Origin of the sequence: Opitutus sp. GAS368 (genome assembly GCF_900104925.1) — a bacterium.
GTDB lineage: Bacteria > Verrucomicrobiota > Verrucomicrobiia > Opitutales > Opitutaceae > Lacunisphaera.
In genome coordinates this window covers 2044406-2059885 of the sequence record NZ_LT629735.1, presented here as the reverse complement: position 1 = coordinate 2059885, position 15480 = coordinate 2044406, and the positions used below count along the sequence as shown (strand labels likewise).

Annotated in this window: 12 protein-coding genes; 3 read left to right on the top strand and 9 right to left on the bottom strand. The window is 66.2% G+C overall.

What is annotated here, in order from left to right:
• Positions 1-10: 10 nt before the first annotated feature.
• The 9 genes from BLU29_RS08820 to hppD all read right to left on the bottom strand — a co-directional run bounded on the left by BLU29_RS08820 (position 11) and on the right by hppD (position 12735).
• On the bottom strand, positions 11-1276 hold the full coding sequence (locus BLU29_RS08820) for a dicarboxylate/amino acid:cation symporter (RefSeq protein ID WP_091056826.1): 1266 nt from the start codon (positions 1274-1276) through the stop codon (positions 11-13).
• 131 nt (positions 1277-1407) lie between these two features.
• The gene (locus BLU29_RS08815) at positions 1408-4896 is read right to left on the bottom strand and encodes a TonB-dependent receptor (protein ID WP_091056823.1); all 3489 of its coding nucleotides are present in this window, start codon (positions 4894-4896) and stop codon (positions 1408-1410) included.
• A gap of 108 nt (positions 4897-5004) precedes the next feature.
• Positions 5005-6051 carry a FecR domain-containing protein gene (locus tag BLU29_RS08810; protein WP_091056822.1) on the bottom strand — a complete coding sequence of 349 codons (1047 nt, stop codon included), beginning with the start codon at positions 6049-6051 and terminating at the stop codon, positions 5005-5007.
• A complete protein-coding gene (locus BLU29_RS08805) occupies positions 6051-6590 on the bottom strand; it encodes a sigma-70 family RNA polymerase sigma factor (protein ID WP_091056819.1) in 540 nt (179 codons plus the stop codon). Before BLU29_RS08805 ends, BLU29_RS08810 begins: the two co-directional genes overlap by 1 nt.
• Positions 6591-6933: 343 nt before the next feature.
• On the bottom strand, positions 6934-8283 hold the full coding sequence (locus BLU29_RS18740; protein WP_091056817.1) for a 3-oxoacid CoA-transferase: 1350 nt from the start codon (positions 8281-8283) through the stop codon (positions 6934-6936).
• A gap of 107 nt (positions 8284-8390) precedes the next feature.
• The gene (locus BLU29_RS08795) at positions 8391-9569 is read right to left on the bottom strand and encodes a thiolase family protein (protein WP_091056815.1); all 1179 of its coding nucleotides are present in this window, start codon (positions 9567-9569) and stop codon (positions 8391-8393) included.
• A gap of 82 nt (positions 9570-9651) precedes the next feature.
• A complete protein-coding gene (locus BLU29_RS08790) occupies positions 9652-10257 on the bottom strand; it encodes a flavin reductase family protein (protein ID WP_091056812.1) in 606 nt (201 codons plus the stop codon).
• 84 nt (positions 10258-10341) lie between these two features.
• On the bottom strand, positions 10342-11526 hold the full coding sequence (locus BLU29_RS08785; RefSeq protein ID WP_091056809.1) for a homogentisate 1,2-dioxygenase: 1185 nt from the start codon (positions 11524-11526) through the stop codon (positions 10342-10344).
• A 93-nt stretch (positions 11527-11619) separates the two neighbouring features.
• Positions 11620-12735: a 4-hydroxyphenylpyruvate dioxygenase gene (gene hppD / locus BLU29_RS08780; RefSeq protein ID WP_091056807.1), complete on the bottom strand. Its 1116-nt coding sequence runs from the start codon at positions 12733-12735 to the stop codon at positions 11620-11622.
• 141 nt (positions 12736-12876) lie between these two features.
• Here hppD and BLU29_RS08775 point away from each other — a divergent pair, with 141 nt between their 5' ends.
• The 3 genes from BLU29_RS08775 (at position 12877) to BLU29_RS08765 (ending at position 15443) form a co-directional block, all read left to right on the top strand.
• Positions 12877-13470 carry a helix-turn-helix transcriptional regulator gene (locus BLU29_RS08775; protein ID WP_157693744.1) on the top strand — a complete coding sequence of 198 codons (594 nt, stop codon included), beginning with the start codon at positions 12877-12879 and terminating at the stop codon, positions 13468-13470.
• Positions 13471-13584: 114 nt separating this feature from the next.
• The gene (locus tag BLU29_RS08770; RefSeq protein ID WP_091056804.1) at positions 13585-14565 is read left to right on the top strand and encodes a hypothetical protein; all 981 of its coding nucleotides are present in this window, start codon (positions 13585-13587) and stop codon (positions 14563-14565) included.
• Positions 14566-14642: 77 nt separating this feature from the next.
• Positions 14643-15443, top strand: coding sequence for a phenylalanine 4-monooxygenase (locus BLU29_RS08765; protein ID WP_091056803.1), 801 nt, complete (start codon positions 14643-14645; stop codon positions 15441-15443).
• The last annotated feature ends 37 nt before the right edge of the window (positions 15444-15480 follow it).

Here is a 15480-nt window from a genome sequence, read left to right as displayed (position 1 = left end):
AGCGACGACCCTACAAAGCAGATGACGGCGGTCGGCGCAAAATCCGCGCACCCTTCGTCCGGTCGAACTCCCCCTCCCACATGGCCACGACGACCATGGCCACGGCGTTGCCGCAGAGGTTGGTGAGCGCCCGCGCCTCGGACATGAAGCGGTCGACGCCGAGGAGCAGCGCGATGCCCGCGACGGGAATGTGGCCCACCACCCCCAGGGTCGCGGCCAGCGTGACGAAGCCGCTGCCCGTGACGCCCGCCGCACCCTTGGACGTGATCAGCAGGACGGCGAGGATGCCGAGCTCCTGCGCCAGGGTCAGCGACGTGTTGGTCGCCTGCGCCACGAACATCGCGGCCATCGTCAGGTAGATGCAGGTGCCGTCGAGATTGAAGGAGTAGCCGGCCGGCAGGACGATGCCGACGATCGGCCGGGCGCAGCCGATTTCTTCCATGCGCAGCATCATGCGCGGCAGCACGCTTTCCGAGGACGAGGTACCGAGCACGATCAGGATCTCCTCCTTGATCCAGACCAGCAGGCGCCAGAGGCTGAAGCCGTGCACCCGGGCGACGAGCCCGAGGACGACAAAGACGAAGAGCCCGCAGGTGAGATAGACGCACAGCATCAGCTTCCCGAGCGAGAGCAGCGACCCGAGGCCGTATTTGCCGACGGTGAAGGCCATGGCGCCGAAGGCGGCGACGGGTGCCACCTTTGTGACGAATCCCACGATGCCGAAGAACACGTGTGAAACCTGGTGCAGCAGGTCGAGCACCGGCCGGCCGCGCTCGCCCAGTTTTGCCAGCGCGAAACCGGACAACACGGCGATCAACAGCACCTGGAGCAGGTCCCCCTCCGCGAAGGCGCTGACAAAGGTGTCCGGGATGATGTGCAACAGCCAGTCGACCCAGCTGAGGTGGCTGGCCGCGGTCGTGTAGGTCGCGACGGCCTTGGCGTCGAGGGTGGCGGGATCGGCGTTGATGCCGGCGCCGGGCTGCATCCAGTTGACCACGATGAGGCCGATGACGAGCGCCACGGTCGTGATGACCTCGAAGTAGATGAGCGCCTTCAGCCCCACCCGCCCGACCTTCTTCATGTCGTTCATGCCGGCGATCCCCCCGACCACGGTCGTGAAGATGATCGGGCCGATCAGCATCCGGATGAGCTTGATGAACGCGTCGCCCAGCGGCTTGAGCTGGGCGCCGAGCGCCGGATTCTGCCAGCCGAGCAGCACGCCGGCGAGGATCGCCAGGAGGACCTGGACGTAGAGGTTGGGAAGAAAGCGTTTCATGGGGCCGGGGTGAAACCGAGCATTAGGCCCGGGTCGCCTGAATCGAGACTGAACGGCACCTGAACGCGCATTAGGAAAGAAGCCCGGGCGCGGACTTTATGGTCACGGCGACCACAGTTTCTGACGAGGCCCTAGAGCTTTTTCGTAATTTGAAACGAAAAGGTGCGGCCCCGGGCCATGACATTGTAGACCGTGGGATCATAGCCGATCGAATTGGCGCTCAGCGGCGGCTTGGTGTTGAGCACGTTGTTAATGCCGAGGCGAAATTCCGTATCGTTCAGCCACCGGTTTTTCGAGGTGAAGTGATAGCTCAGGTTTACGTTATACGATTCTGAATCGTGCACGACATAACGATAACTGTAAGCGCCATTGGAAAACACCGGGCGGATATAGCCGGGATCGCCCAGTGAATCATAAGTGGTCTGGGAGGTCGTCGCCGCAACATCGGTGAAGCTGCCCGTATAATACATGCCCACGCCTGCTCCCCAGTGCCGGTGTTGCCATCTGAGCGTCACGGTTCCACGCCAGCGCGGCGTTGCGCCACCCACGGCCACCCCGTTGCTGTCCCGCAATTCGGTGCGGGGAGCGCCCGCGGCATTGTATGAATAAAAGGAGTTTAGCAGCGTCCAGGCCGTATCGAACGTGAAATTGCCGAGCGCCATCCTTGGCAGCCGATAGTTGAGATCGAAATCGAAGCCGTTCACGAACTGCTCCGCCTTGTTGAAATAACTGGCCAGGGTGTAGTTGATGGCCCCGACCACGGCCCGCTGGTTGCCGGGCGGCTGAGTGGCGTTGTAGGCCGCGAAAAGATCCTTGTCCGCCTGGGTGACCGGAAGGCGCACGACGGAGGCGTCGCCTTTGTAGTTGAGGGTTCCGGAGCCCAGGTCAATCGAGTTGATATTCTGCCCGGCCGCCAGCGCCGCCTGCGTGGCGTTGAGGAGGGCCGCGGTATCATCGGGGATCCCGCCCCCGGAGGCGATCACGTCCTTTTGCCGGATCTCCCAGTAGTCGACCGAGAGCGAGAGCCCGGTGATCCGCGGCACATCGATGACGATGCCGCCGGATTTGCCCACCGACTTCTCCGGCCTGAGGCTGCTATTGCCGGACGAGATGACGTTAAGGGTGGTTGAGGAATCCGTCGCAAGTTGCGTGACATTTGCGCGGTAGGTGTCCTTGGCGCCGAGGTTTTTGCTGATCTGGCTGCCGGTGAACAATTCGGCGAGATTGGGGGCATGGAAGCCCTCGTTGTATGAGGCCCGGACCATCATCCACGGTGCCGGTTTCCAATTGAGTCCATATTTTGGCTTAACCGTGGAACCAAAATCCGAATACCGCTCGAATCTGGCCGAGGCCGTCAATTCCAGTGCGTGGACCAGAGGCAAGGCATGCTCGCTGTTCAGCAGGGGTATCACCGACTCGGCATAGGCGGCCGCGACGTGCCGTTGCCCGTGCGTATCCGGTCGCGACGAGGCGGAGACAAAGTCCCCCAGGGTGGGATTCAGGCCCGAGCCGGCCGGACTCAGGCCGACAAACGGAGGGCGAACGTCGTCATACGACTCGTAGCGAAATTCGCCGCCGAACGCGCCACTGATGATGTTGCCGCCCCAGATGGGATAGATCTCCCCGGAAGCCTTGAAGTCCCCGCTGCCCAGTTTGGTGGTTCCGCTGCGGATGTAAGGCGCGCGAAACGTGGCGATCACGCTCTCCGGGTTTTGCGCTTCGCCGGTGACGGCGATGGTGCCGTTTTGGACGGCGAAGGTCTTTTCGAACGGATTGAACGCCAGGGTCGGATCGGTTTGGTTGATCGCCGCCTTGAGCAGGCTCCGCCGCGTGGATCCCGCCTCATATTCGGTGGCGCGGCCTTCCGACCAGAGCGCGGCCGATTCCCAATTCCAGGAATCCGCCACCTTGCCCCGCAGTCCGACCAAGCCGCGATAGACCGAGTCGGTCACGGTGTCCAGGCGGGTGGCGAGGTCTTCGAACCGCTTGTTGGTGATGGACACGGCCAGGGGCGTGCCCGTAAGCCGCGGTGTGCCGTCGGCATTGGGCGCGCCGGCGGGATCCCAGAATCGCGTGCCAAACGGATTGTAGGGATTCGTCGTCGGGACAATGAGGAATCCATCCGAGCTCGCCGAATAGGTATCGGGCTCGCGATAGGTATAAGAATGGGCCCGATACAGGCTCAGGTCCGCAAAGGCGGTGATCCGGTCGTTGAGCTCATAGGTGGTGCCCGTGAAGATGTTGCCTCGCGTGGATTGCGGCTGGATCACCCGGTAGACATTGCTGTTCCAAAAGTAGTCGAAGCCCGGCCCGCTGGCGGCGCGGGTCGGAGTGGCTTTCGCGATCACCGGCTGGCTGCCGGTCACCGGGACGATGGCAAACAGCCCCGAAGTCGGGTTCATGAGCGTGGCCTGAAGGGCATTGGGCACAATGCGCGAGAAAGTCGTGACGGTCCCGTATTGGTCGGTGGCGGTGACCATGCCCGTCAGGTAGCTGCCGTAGGCGCTCGAGGTTGAGCGAAAATTAAAGGTGGTGTCGGTCGGGACATTCCACGGGGCCGGGGCCACCCCGGTGAGGTCTCCCGTCGGATCGAAAGGCCGGTCGCGCTGGTAGATCGCCTGCCGGTCATAGAAGTCGGCAATGATCAGGAAGTGTCCCTTGTTGTTGGCGAAATCGAGCCCATGGGTGAGCGTGGCGCGCACCTCCTTGCCGTCGTGGTAACTGGTTTCCCCGTAATGCAACGCCAGCTCGGTTCCGGTAAAACGGGTCTGGGTGATGTAGTTCACCACGCCGGCAACCGCGTCGGTTCCGTAAATTGACGAGGCCCCGTCGCGCAGCACCTCCACGCTGGCCAGGCCGCGGTTGGGCAATTGATTTACGTTGGTGGAAAGGGCGATCACCGTGCCTTCGCTTTGACTGATCGGGTGCGGCACGAGCCGGCGCCCATTGAGCAGAATCAGCGTATTGCCTGAAACCAGGCCGCGCAACGACACCGAGGCATTGTCCCCGCGTGCATTCTGGGTGGCAAACGCCGTCTCGTTTCCGGGCAACCCCGTGACCATGGGCAACGCCTGCAGCAAATCCGACGGCTGCGACGCGTCGCGGATCGCCATGTCCGCCGGGGTGATGACGGTGAGGGGCAGGACTCTTTCCTGGTCGAGCCGGTGGATGTTCGAGCCGGTGACGACGAACTTCTCGAGCAGGACGGGGCTGTCCTCGCCCTTGGCGGCGGCCTTCGGGGCGGGGGCCGGCTTGTTTTCAGCCGGGGCCTTGCGGGTCACGGCCAGCGCGCCGGTGCGCTCGTCCTGCTGCACGATCAGGTTGGTGCCGGCGACCAGACGGTCGAGCGCCTCGCGGGCGGTGAACCGTCCCTTGACGGGCTGGGTCGTCACGCCGGCGACCGCGTCGGCGGAAAACAAGAGCTGTTCGCCGGACTGCGCGGAGAACTGCTTGAGCGCGGCGGCCGCGGCCGCCGCGGGGAGATCGTAGTCCTTGCGGACCGGCTCGGCGGCGCCGAGCCCGGCCGACAGCGCGAGGGCCAACAGGACGGTGAACACCGCCTGGAAAATACGGGGGGAACGCCGGCCCGCGGGCCGGCAGGACGTAAGGTGCTTGGTCATGGGGTGAAAGACCGGGGATCGTTTGACGGGGTAATCCGCCGGCAATGAGGAAGACGGTCTGGATCACGAAAACATCTAAAAATATTTCCCGGCCGGAGCCGGGAGCGGTCACTTGAGCCGGAGCATCGTCCGGTCCTCGCTGCGCTCGGCGGTGACGCCGAAGGTCGTCTCCAGCAGGCGCACGAACGCCGGGTAACCGTCGGCCCGGAAGGTCCCGCCGAAGCGCCGTGTCTCGAGCCGGGGATCGTCGATCACGAGCTGATGGGTGTTGTAGCGGTTGAATTCCGCCACGACCTCGGCCAGCGGCACATCCTCGAATTCGAGCCGGCGCTCCTGCCAGGCGAGCGCCCGCTCGACCTCCGCCGGCGCGACCGGCGCCACGGCGGCGGCCGCGCGGCCGGTGACGGCCTGCAGGGGAATGGTGGCGCGCTCGCCCGCCACGAGCAGCGGGGTCGGCTCCTCGGCGCGCGCCATGAGCAGCGAGCCGCCCTGCACGCTGTCGTTCACCTGCACCTTGCCCTCGGTGACGAGCACCTCGACGGCGGAGGAACGCAAGCGGACGTTGAAGGCCGTGCCCACCGCGCGCACGGCCACCTGGCCGGCGCTGACGATGAAGGGGCGGTCGGGATTCTTCGCGACGGCGAAATGAGCTTCGCCGCGCACGAGCCGCACGCGCCGCTCGCCGGCGGTATACTGGACGTCGATCGCGCTGTCGGTGTTCAGCTGCACGACGGAGCCGTCGGGCAGATCCATCTTCTGGAACGCCCCGACGGCGGTGACGACGTTCCGGTGCAGGTTCGCCCCCGGCACGCGCGGCCACGCCAGCGCGAGAAACACGACGGCGGCGGCCGCGGTCAGGGCCGCGCAGGCCCACAGGACGCGATGACGCCGGCGGCGCGGCGCGAGCAGGTCGGCGTCGGGCCGTCCCATCCCGGCCGGCCGGGCCACGCGGAGCCGGTTGAAACTTTTCCACGTGTCGTCCAGTTCGGCGAACACCTCGGCATGGCGGGCGTCCTGCTGCAGCCAGCGGATGAACGTGGCGGTCTCGGCCTCGCTCATTCCGCGGTCGCGCCGGCCGAGCCAGACGGCGGCAGTGGCCTCGATGGCGTCGGCCTCGGGGCCCTTCAGGGGCGGAGTGGAGGAGCTGGAATTCATCAGTCGTGGGTCCCGGTCACGCCGTGGGCGCGCAGGTAGGTCCGCAGCCGCAGGACGCCGATGGCGAGCTGGGCGTTGACGGTGTGCTCGGAGATCTCGAGCTGCTGCGCGATGTCGCGGTGGGTAAGGCCATAGATCTTGCGCAGGGTCATCACCTGCCGGCAGCGGGCGGGCAGCGCCTGGATCGCGGCGGCGAGCAATTGGAGTTCCTGGTCATGGCAGACGGTTTCGGCCACACCGGGCCTATCTTCCAAGACGGGCAGGAGGTCGATTTCAGCTAGGCCGTCGATTGCGACCACCTGCCGGCGGCGGAAGAAATCGAGGGCGGCGTTGCGCGCCGTGGCGAACAGGAACGAGCGCGGGGCGTGCACCGGGTGCGCCTCCCGGGCCTGCAGCAGCCGCGCGTAGGTCTCCTGGACGAGATCGTCGATATCCGGGTGGCCGGGGAAGCGGTTGCGCAGGTAGGCCCGCAGCGAGGATTCGTGCGGCTGCACTTCCTCGGCGAACCAACGGGCTTGTTCGGCGTCCTGCGGGGGCATGGGGTGGTCTTTCAGTTCATGCCCAAGCCCGGCTCTGTCGAGGTGTTAAATAATAATCTGTTTTCCGTTAGTAGAAGCCGCCGCCTAATCCGTCGTAGCGGGGACGGATCAAGGTGGAACCCGGCCTCCGGACGGGTTGGCTTGGCGAAGATCCTGCAAGCGCGTCCGGAGGCCGCGCTCCACCTAGCGCCCCGTCAGATAAGTTCGCTGCATAATCTCAAGGGACCAATTCCCGAATGTAGGAGCCTGCTTGCAGGCGATTTTAATCCGCGGAACCAATCCTCACGCCTGAATCGCCTGCAAGCAGGCTCCTACAATATGAACCGAACTTGTCTGACACCACCTAGAGCTTTGCGGCAAACGACGCGCCCGTCCTGGCTTTCACCTCATCGAGCGTCACACCCGGGTGCAGCTCGATCAGCACGAGACCGCCGCCCGGCTTCACCTCGAACACGCAGAGATCGGTGATGATGAGACTGACGACGCCCTTGCCGGTGATGGGCAGCGAGCAGGCCTTGAGAATCTTCGGGCTGCCGTCCTTCGCGGTGTGCTCCATCACGGCCACGACGCGCTTCACGCCGGCGACGAGATCCATCGCGCCGCCGGGGCCCTTCACCATCTTGCCCGGCACCATCCAGTTCGCGATGTCGCCGTTGTCGGCCACCTCGAGCGCGCCGAGGATCGACAGGTCGATGTGCCCGCCGCGGATCATGGCGAACGAGTCGGAGCTCGAGAAGAACGCCGAGCCGGGGATCGTCGAGATCGTCTGCTTGCCGGCGTTGATCAGATCGGCGTCCACCTGGTCGTCGGCCGGGAACGGCCCGATGCCGAGCAGGCCGTTCTCGGACTGCAGCGTCACGTTCATGCCCTTCGGGATGAAGTTCGCCACGAGCGTTGGGATGCCGATGCCGAGGTTTACGTAATAGCCGTCACGCAATTCCAGAGCGGCGCGCTTCGCCATCAATTCCCGGATGGGCGTCTCTTTCTTTGACGCGGCGCTGCCCTGCACGGTGCGGAACTCGATGCGCTTCTCGTAGGCCGCGCCCTGGATGATGCGGTCGACGTAAATGCCCGGCGTGTGGATGTCGTCGGGCGCCAGCTCCCCCACCTCGACGAGCTGCTCGACCTCGGCGACGCAGACCGTGCCGCAGGTGGCGATCATCGGGTTGAAGTTCCGCGCGGTTTTCCGGAAGACGAGATTGCCCGACTTGTCACCCTTCCACGCTTTCACCAGCGAGACCCCGGCCTTGATGCCCGGCTCGAGGACATACTCCTTGCCGTCGAAAACCTTGGTCTCCTTCCCTTCCGCCAGCTTCGTGCCGAAGGCCGTGCGCGTGTAGAAGCCCGGGATGCCGGCGCCGCCCGCGCGCAACCGCTCGGCCAGCGTGCCCTGCGGGATGAGCTCGAGTTCGAGTTCACCGGCCAGCACCTGGCGCTCGAACTCCTTGTTCTCGCCCACGTAGGAAGCCATCACCTTCTTCACCTGTCGCGTCGTGAGGAGGATACCCATGCCGAAGCCGTCCACGCCGGCGTTGTTCCCGACGATGGTCAGACCCTTCACACCGCTGTCGCGCAGCGCGGCGATCAGGTTCTCCGGGATCCCACACAGCCCGAACCCGCCCGCGGCGACGGTCATATTGTCGTGCAACAGGCCCGCAAGGGCGGCCGGGGCATTGGGGTAGACTTTGCTCATGGGATCAAAGCAAGGACACTGAGTTCACAGAGGACTCACGGAGTGCACTGAGGTTCAAAAGGAACTCGGTGACCTCTGTGCAAACTCCGTGTTCTCTGTGACTAGATTCATAGAAGTTCCACACACACGGCCAGGCCTTCGCCGCCGCCGATGCAGATGGCGGCAACGCCGCGCTTGAGTTCGCGTTCCTTGAGGGCGGCGATGAGTGTCACAATAATGCGGGCGCCGGAGCAGCCGATGGGGTGGCCGAGCGAGATGGCGCCGCCGCGGACGTTGAGCTTGGCGGCCGGGATGTGCAGCTCCTGCGCGAAGGCCATCGGCACGACGGCAAAGGCTTCATTCACTTCCCAGAGGTCGACCATGTCCGCGGTCCAGCCGGCCGCGTCGAGGGCGCTTTGCGCGGCCTGCACCGGCGCGGTCGTGAACCAAACCGGATCCTGTGCGTGACTGCCGAAGCCGGCGAGGCGCGCGATGGGTTTCAGGCTGCGCTTCAGCGCGGTCTGTGCGGTGGTCAGCACCAGGGCGGCGGCACCGTCGTTGATGCTCGACGCGTTGGCCGGCGTGATCGTGCCGTCCTTCTGGAACGACGGCTTGAGCGAGGGGATCTTGTCATACTTCACCTTGGCCGGGCCCTCGTCGTGCTCGACCTTGGTGACATTGCCCTTGGCGTCGGTGATCTCGACCGGGGTGATCTCGGCCGCGAACTTGCCGTCCTTCTGCGCGGCGTTGGCGCGCTTGAAACTTTCGATGGCGTAGGCGTCCTGCGCCTCGCGGGTGAACTTGTATTTCGTCGCACACTGCTCCGCGCAGTTGCCCATGTGAAGGTTGTTATACGGGTCCCACAGGCCGTCCGAGATCATCGAGTCGATCACCTGCTGGTGACCGATGCGGTAGCCGTCGCGGGCTTTCGGGAGCAGGTAGGGCGCGAGCGACATGTTCTCCATGCCGCCGGCGACCGCGATGTGGCCCATGCCGCCGGCGAGGAAGTGCGAGGCCCCCATGACGGTTTGCATCCCGGAACCGCAGACCTTGTGCACGGTGACGCAGCGAACCGACGTCGGCAGCCCGGCGTAGATGGCCGCCTGCCGTGCCGGAGCCTGGCCCTGGCCGGCCTGGAGCACGTTGCCCATGAGGCAGTCGGTGATGTCGTGGGGATTGACGCCGGCCTGGGCGACCGCGCCCTTGATGGCGGCCGCGCCAAGTCGGGCGGCGGGAACGGAGAAGAGAGCGCCCTGAAAGGCGCCGAGCGGTGTGCGGGTGGCGGAGAGAATTACAATATCAGTCATGGGACAGGAGGTTTACACCAAGAACGCAAAGATAGCGAAGGGGACCATGAACTTTGTGCCCTTTGCGTTCTTTGTGTGAAAATTATCCGGGTCTTTTGATGGTGAACAGCTCGGTGGTGCGGGTGTAGTAGTCGCCGCCCATGCGGCCGATGGTGTCGAGCTTCTGCGGGTCGAGCGCGCCGTTGGTCACCACCGATTCGTCAACGTGCGCGCAGAGGATGGTGCCGAACACGACATTGCCCGCCAGCGGGCCCTCGCCGATGCGGACGATGCGGTCCAACTTGCACTCGAACGAGACGGGCGACGCGGCCACGCGCGGCGGCTTGACCAGCGTCGACGGCGCGGTGGCGATGTGGAACTTCTCGAATTCGCTCTCGCCGTGCGGCAGCGGTGCCGACGTGAGGTTCATGATGTCGCGCAGCTCGTAGGGCACGATGTTGACGACGAACTCCGGCACCTGCTCGACGTTGACGACGCTGTCCTTTTTCTTGCCGGTGCGGTCGTTGGCGCCGCTGAACATCAGGGTCGGCGGGCTGGCGCAGATGCCCTGGAAGAACGAGAACGGCGCGAGGTTGGTCTTGCCGGCGGCGGAGATGGTGGAGACCCAGGCGATAGGCCGCGGGTTGATCGCGTTGATCAGCCACGGGTAGGACTCGCGCGGCGGGAGCTTTTGGAAATCAACAATCATTGTTTACACAAAGAACGCAAAGAGAGCGAAGAAGACAAACGTGGTTTCAGAATCTTGGCGTTCTTTGCGACCTTGGTGTAAAATTCAGCCCAGCCACGACAGCGGGTAGTTCGGATCGTCCATCGCTAGCGCCTCGGCCGTCAGCTCGAGCGGGTACTGCGTGTCGAACATCACGGCGAGCTCGTCGGTGCGGGTGTGCTCGAAGCTCTTGAGCGTCGTGCCCGGGTGCGGGCCGTGTGGGATGCCCTGCGGGTGCAGCGTGAACGAGCCGGACTCGATGCCCTTGCGCGAGCCGAAGTTGCCGCGCACGTAGAAGAGCACCTCGTCGGCCTCGGTGTTGTCGTGCGCCCACGGCACCTTGATGGCCTCGGGGTGGTGGTCGAGGTAGCGCGGCGCGAAGGTGCACATGACGAAGCCGTGCATCTCGAAGGTCTGGTGCACCGGCGGCGGCAGGTGGACGGTGCCCGTGAGCGGCTCAAAATCATTCGCGTTGAACGTGAACGGGTAGAGGTAACCGTCCCAGCCCACGACGTCGTGCGGGTGGCCGGCCATGATATTGCGCGTGAAGCGCGTGCGGTCCTTCGTCAGCACGGCGAAGTCGCCTTCCTTGTCCACGGTCAGGTTCTCGGTCGGGCCATGGAAGTCGCGCTCGCTGTAGGGCGCGCCCATGCGGATCTGGCCCTCCTTGTGCAGGTAGCGCTCCGGAATGCGGACAGGGTGCGTGGATTCGATGATGAGGTAGTCCTCCTTCGCGATGTCGTCGGGCACGAGCCGGTAGATGGTGCCGCGCGGGATGACGACGTAGTCGTCCTGCCGGTAGCGGAGCCGGCCGTATTGCGACTCGAGCCAGCCGCCGCCGGCCCAGACGAAGATCACGTCGTCGCTCTGGCCGTTGCGGTAGAAGTCATAGCCCGCCGCCATCGCCGTCGCCGGGCGGCAGCGGTAGGCGCCGATGTCGGCGTTGAACATCAGCGGCACCCGGCCGGTATAGGGATCGCCGGCCCGCGCCATTGCGGCGGACTTGAGGTGATGATGCCGCAGCGGCGTGGGTGCGCCGGGCTTGAGGGCGAACTCCTTGAACAGCTCGACGCTCTTCACGCGGGTCGGCGGCTTCAGGTGATAGAGGATGCTGTAGGCCCGGTCGAAGCCCTCGGTCGTGACGACATGCTCGTAATGCAGGCCCTCGCCCTTGTAGCTCGCCGCCGTCTCGCGCGGAAACTTGATATGATGTTTCCGGGGCAGCGCGCCGAGCTGGTGGTATTGGGGCATGGGATTAGCGGGGGACGGAGGACAGATTACAGAGGACCGAACCGTTGGCCAGAGCGGGTTTTGTTCTCTGTCCTCTGTTTTCCGTCCTCTGATTCACAGGGACCCGCGCTTCGCCTGCTCGCGCTCGATGGCCTCGAACAGGGCGCGGAAGTTGCCCTCGCCGAAGCCGATCGAGCGGCCGCGCCGCTGGATGACCTCGAAGAAGAGCGTCGGCCGCGCGAAGACGCACTTGGTGAAAAGCTGGAGCAGATAGCCCTCCTCGTTGTCGCGGTCGACGAGGATCTTGAGCTGCTTGAGCGCCGTCTTGTCCTCCTGGATCTTGCCGACGCGCTCGTCGAAGGTGCCGTCATAATAGCTGTCCGGCACGTCCAGGAACTCCTGGCCCATCTTGCGCATCTCCTCGATGGTCGCGGTGATGTCGGGCGTGAGCAGGGCGATGTGCTGGACGCCGGCGCCGTTGTATTGGTCGAGGAATTCCTGGATCTGCGAGTTGGCGGACGAGGGCTCGTTGATCGGCAGCTTCACCCAGCCGTCGGTCGAGCTGACGACCTTGGACATCAGCGCGGACCGGCCGGTGTTGATGTCGAAGTGCATGAACAGGTCGAAGCCGAACACCTGCTCGTAGTAGGTCACCCACTCGTCCATCCGCTCGACGTTGGCCACGACGTGGTCGATCATGGCGAAGTTGATCTCGCGGTCGTCGATGCCGCCGGCGACGTTGACGAAACCCGGCATGAACTCGCCGTGGCCGCGCCGCTCGACGAAGCTGTGGATCGTGTCGCCGTAGGCGGCGATGGCGGCGTGGACGATGTTGGTGTCCGCGTAGAGCGCGCGCACGGCGTTCGCCCCGCGGCGCTGGGCCTCGGTGAAGGCGTGCGAGGCGTCCTTTACCTTGAAGGCCACGTCGCGCACGCCGCAGCCGTGCTTTTCGAGGTGCTGCCGGAGAAAGTCCGCCTCGGGGCCGGCGCCCTGCGGCTCGCTGACGACGAAGTTGACGCGGCCCTGGCCGACGACGTGCGCCCGGCGGCCGGCGAGGCCGGTGGAGCTGTCGCCGTAGGCGCGCGGCGACATGCCGTATTTCTGGACGAAGAAGTCGCGCCACTGGTCGGCGTTGTCGACGTAGAACTCGATATGGTCGAAGCCGCGCAGGCCGAGCGGGTTCACGCCGGTTTTGCGCTCGACGGGTTTTTCAAAAAAGGTGCGGCTCATGCGGGGAGGGTGGGGCCGGCGGAAACGCCTGCGCCCGGCCCCACTCTACCCCCTTGCCCTCCCCGCGGCCATACGCCGGACGGAGTAAACGGCCTTGCGCCCGCGGACCCGACGGCCATTTACTCCGTTCAGCCTATCCCCATGCCGCCACCCCCTGCCCACCTGCCCCTCCTGGACCACGTGCTCGCCATGCTCGAGGACGTGCCGGTCGGCCTGCTCCTGCTCGACGCCGGCGGCCGCCCGCTCTGGTTCAACGGCGAGGCGGCGCGGGCCTGCGCCGTGTGGAACCACGGCGAACGCCACGCCGCCGCGTTGCGCGCCCGCAACGCCTTCCAGGTGCCCGAGGCGCTGACCGAGGCCTGCCGCGAACTCTCGGCCGAGACCAGCCCCGCGCCGACCAAGGTCGTGAGCGACAACACCCGCGGGCTGCACGCCCGCATCAAGCTCCACCCCGCATCGGGCGAGGCCGCCCCGGCGTTTCACATCCAGCTCGACTACCGCCGCCCGCGGGGCGATCGCGACCGCCCGCTCTCCCCGGGCGCCGTGGCCCTGCTCGCCCGGCTGACCGAGCGCGAACGCGAGGTGGCCATGCGCGTGCGCGAGGGCCTGCGCACCGCCGAGATCGCCGCCGAGCTGCACCGCAGCCCCCTCACCATCAAAACCCAGCTCGCCGCCATCTTCGCCAAGCTCAGCGTGCGCGGCCGCACCCGCGTCGCCGCCCTGCTCAACCGGTAAGGTGGAACCTGCGCTCCGCGCAGGTCAAGCCCACGCGGAGCGCGGGCTCCATCCACAGCAACGCCCGGGCGTGACATCCGGCCCCGGGCCTGTCTTGCTCTCCCCCACACCCGCATGCGTTCGATCAAGTCGACAGGCATTTCCAACGAGAAATTCGCCCCCTGGCTCCGCCGGGAGCTGGCGCGGGCGCTCAAGCTCGGCCTCGTCCTGCTGGTCGCCGGCGGGGCCGTGATCTGGGGCCTCACCGCCGCGTCGCCGGCCTTCGAGGCGGGCTGGACCAATTTCAACTACCGGCTGTCCGGCGTGGCGCTCGACCAGCACCCCCTCGCCCTGGCCCGCACCTTCGCCAGCCGGCTGCGCGAGAGCGAATACGGCTGGACTCCGCTCAGCCTCGGCACGCCCTTCAACGTCACCGCCGCGCGGGAGGCCCTGCGCCGCGCCTATCCCGAGGTGACCGGCGTGTTCGACGGCGTGCCGCAGGTGCCGCGCGGCGCCCGGCTCCGGGCCGCCAACCCGGCGCGCTACGAGCTGCGCACGACGGCCTTCCTGCAACGTTACCGGCAGATCGAGGCGGGGCGTTTCTCCAGCCTCTACGACCGCGACGACCTGTTCTCCGCGCCCAACGCCAACGTGAAGCTCGGCCTCTTTGTGACCAAGATCTTCGGCCTGCCCGACGCCTTCCTGTTCACGGCGGGCACCATCCTGGACGGCGGCGGGGCCGGCGTGGTGCTGTTCGGCACCGTGCTGGCGCTCACCGCGATGCCGCTCTGGCGTTCCCGCCGGCCCGCCCGCACCTGGCTGAAGTTGCTCGCCTGGCCCGGCCTCGCCAGCGCGCTCGTCTGGGCCGCCATCCTCGTCATGGCGCTCTCGGCCGCCGCATTCGGCGGGCTGACCCCCAACACCTCCGCGCTCGCGCTGTTCGCGACCCTGCCCCTGCTGTCCGTCATCGCCCGGCTGCCGCTGCACCTGGCCGAGACGCTGGTGGCCACCCCGCCCAAGTGGGACGGCACCGACCGCCGCAAGCCCCGGCCGATCGTCCCGCCCGGGCCGCCGCCGAAGCCCGGCGAGACCATCCCGCCCTGGGGCGGCGCCTAGGTCCCGCCCGCTACTCCTTTCAGCCTAATTGGAGGCTTTGCCGTGGATTCCGCGGCGGAATCGGGCACATTGCCGGCATGCAGAATACTCCCGCCCCAACTCCGGCCGGCACCGGTGCGGACGACCCGCGGTGCATCCCCCACAAGCTGACGGCGCCGCTGCCCGTCGGCCCGGAATGCAAGTATCCGGCCTACACCGCCGACGAGCAGGACGTCTGGCGCACGCTCTACGCCCGCATGGAGACGCTCCTGCCCGGCCGCGCCGCCGACGCGTTCCTCACGGGGCTCGCCGCGCTCAAGCTGGAGCAGGACCGCATCCCGTCTCTCGCCGATGTGTCGCGCAAGCTGCAGGCCGCGACCAACTGGCAGATCGCCCGCACGCCCGGTTTGCTGGACGCGCACGATTTCTTCTCCTACCTCGCGCGCCGCATCTTCCCCTGCACCGATTACATCCGCGCCCGCTCCGAGCTCGATTACACGCCGGCGCCCGATTGCTTCCACGACATCTTCGGCCACACGCCGATGATCATGCACCCGCGCTTCGCCAACTTCTACCAGAAGATCGGCCAGGCCGCGCTGGCGTGCCAGGACCCCGCCGTCGAGGAGGGCCTGACGCGCATCTACTGGTTCACCGTCGAGTTCGGCCTGATCCAGAACGCCGCCGGTCCGCGCATCTACGGCAACGGCATCATCTCCTCCTCCGGCGAGACGCAGCACAGCCTCACCGCCAAGGTGAAGAAGGTGCCCTACCGGCCCGAGACGCTCGCAGCGCAGCCCTACGACATCTGGCACTTCCAGGACACGCTGTTCGTCATCGAGTCCTTCGACCAGCTCGAGGCGGAGTTTGTCCGCTGGGCGAGGGCCCACCGGCTGCTGTAGGGTCGGCGCTTGCGCCGACCTAATGCGCGAGGTCGCC

Excerpts from the sequence above, each read along its gene's own strand:
- BLU29_RS08795 (WP_091056815.1), bottom strand. The coding sequence starts at position 9,569 with ATGACTGATATTGTAATTCTCTCCGCCACCCGCACACCGCTCGGCGCC.
- BLU29_RS08820 (WP_091056826.1), bottom strand. The coding sequence starts at position 1,276 with ATGAAACGCTTTCTTCCCAACCTCTACGTCCAGGTCCTCCTGGCGATC.
- hppD (WP_091056807.1), bottom strand. The coding sequence starts at position 12,735 with ATGAGCCGCACCTTTTTTGAAAAACCCGTCGAGCGCAAAACCGGCGTG.
- BLU29_RS08785 (WP_091056809.1), bottom strand. The coding sequence starts at position 11,526 with ATGCCCCAATACCACCAGCTCGGCGCGCTGCCCCGGAAACATCATATC.
- BLU29_RS18740 (WP_091056817.1), bottom strand. The coding sequence starts at position 8,283 with ATGAGCAAAGTCTACCCCAATGCCCCGGCCGCCCTTGCGGGCCTGTTG.
- BLU29_RS08775 (WP_157693744.1), top strand. The coding sequence starts at position 12,877 with ATGCCGCCACCCCCTGCCCACCTGCCCCTCCTGGACCACGTGCTCGCC.
- BLU29_RS08790 (WP_091056812.1), bottom strand. The coding sequence starts at position 10,257 with ATGATTGTTGATTTCCAAAAGCTCCCGCCGCGCGAGTCCTACCCGTGG.
- BLU29_RS08815 (WP_091056823.1), bottom strand. The coding sequence starts at position 4,896 with ATGACCAAGCACCTTACGTCCTGCCGGCCCGCGGGCCGGCGTTCCCCC.
- BLU29_RS08810 (WP_091056822.1), bottom strand. The coding sequence starts at position 6,051 with ATGAATTCCAGCTCCTCCACTCCGCCCCTGAAGGGCCCCGAGGCCGAC.
- BLU29_RS08765 (WP_091056803.1), top strand. The coding sequence starts at position 14,643 with ATGCAGAATACTCCCGCCCCAACTCCGGCCGGCACCGGTGCGGACGAC.
- BLU29_RS08770 (WP_091056804.1), top strand. The coding sequence starts at position 13,585 with ATGCGTTCGATCAAGTCGACAGGCATTTCCAACGAGAAATTCGCCCCC.
- BLU29_RS08805 (WP_091056819.1), bottom strand. The coding sequence starts at position 6,590 with ATGCCCCCGCAGGACGCCGAACAAGCCCGTTGGTTCGCCGAGGAAGTG.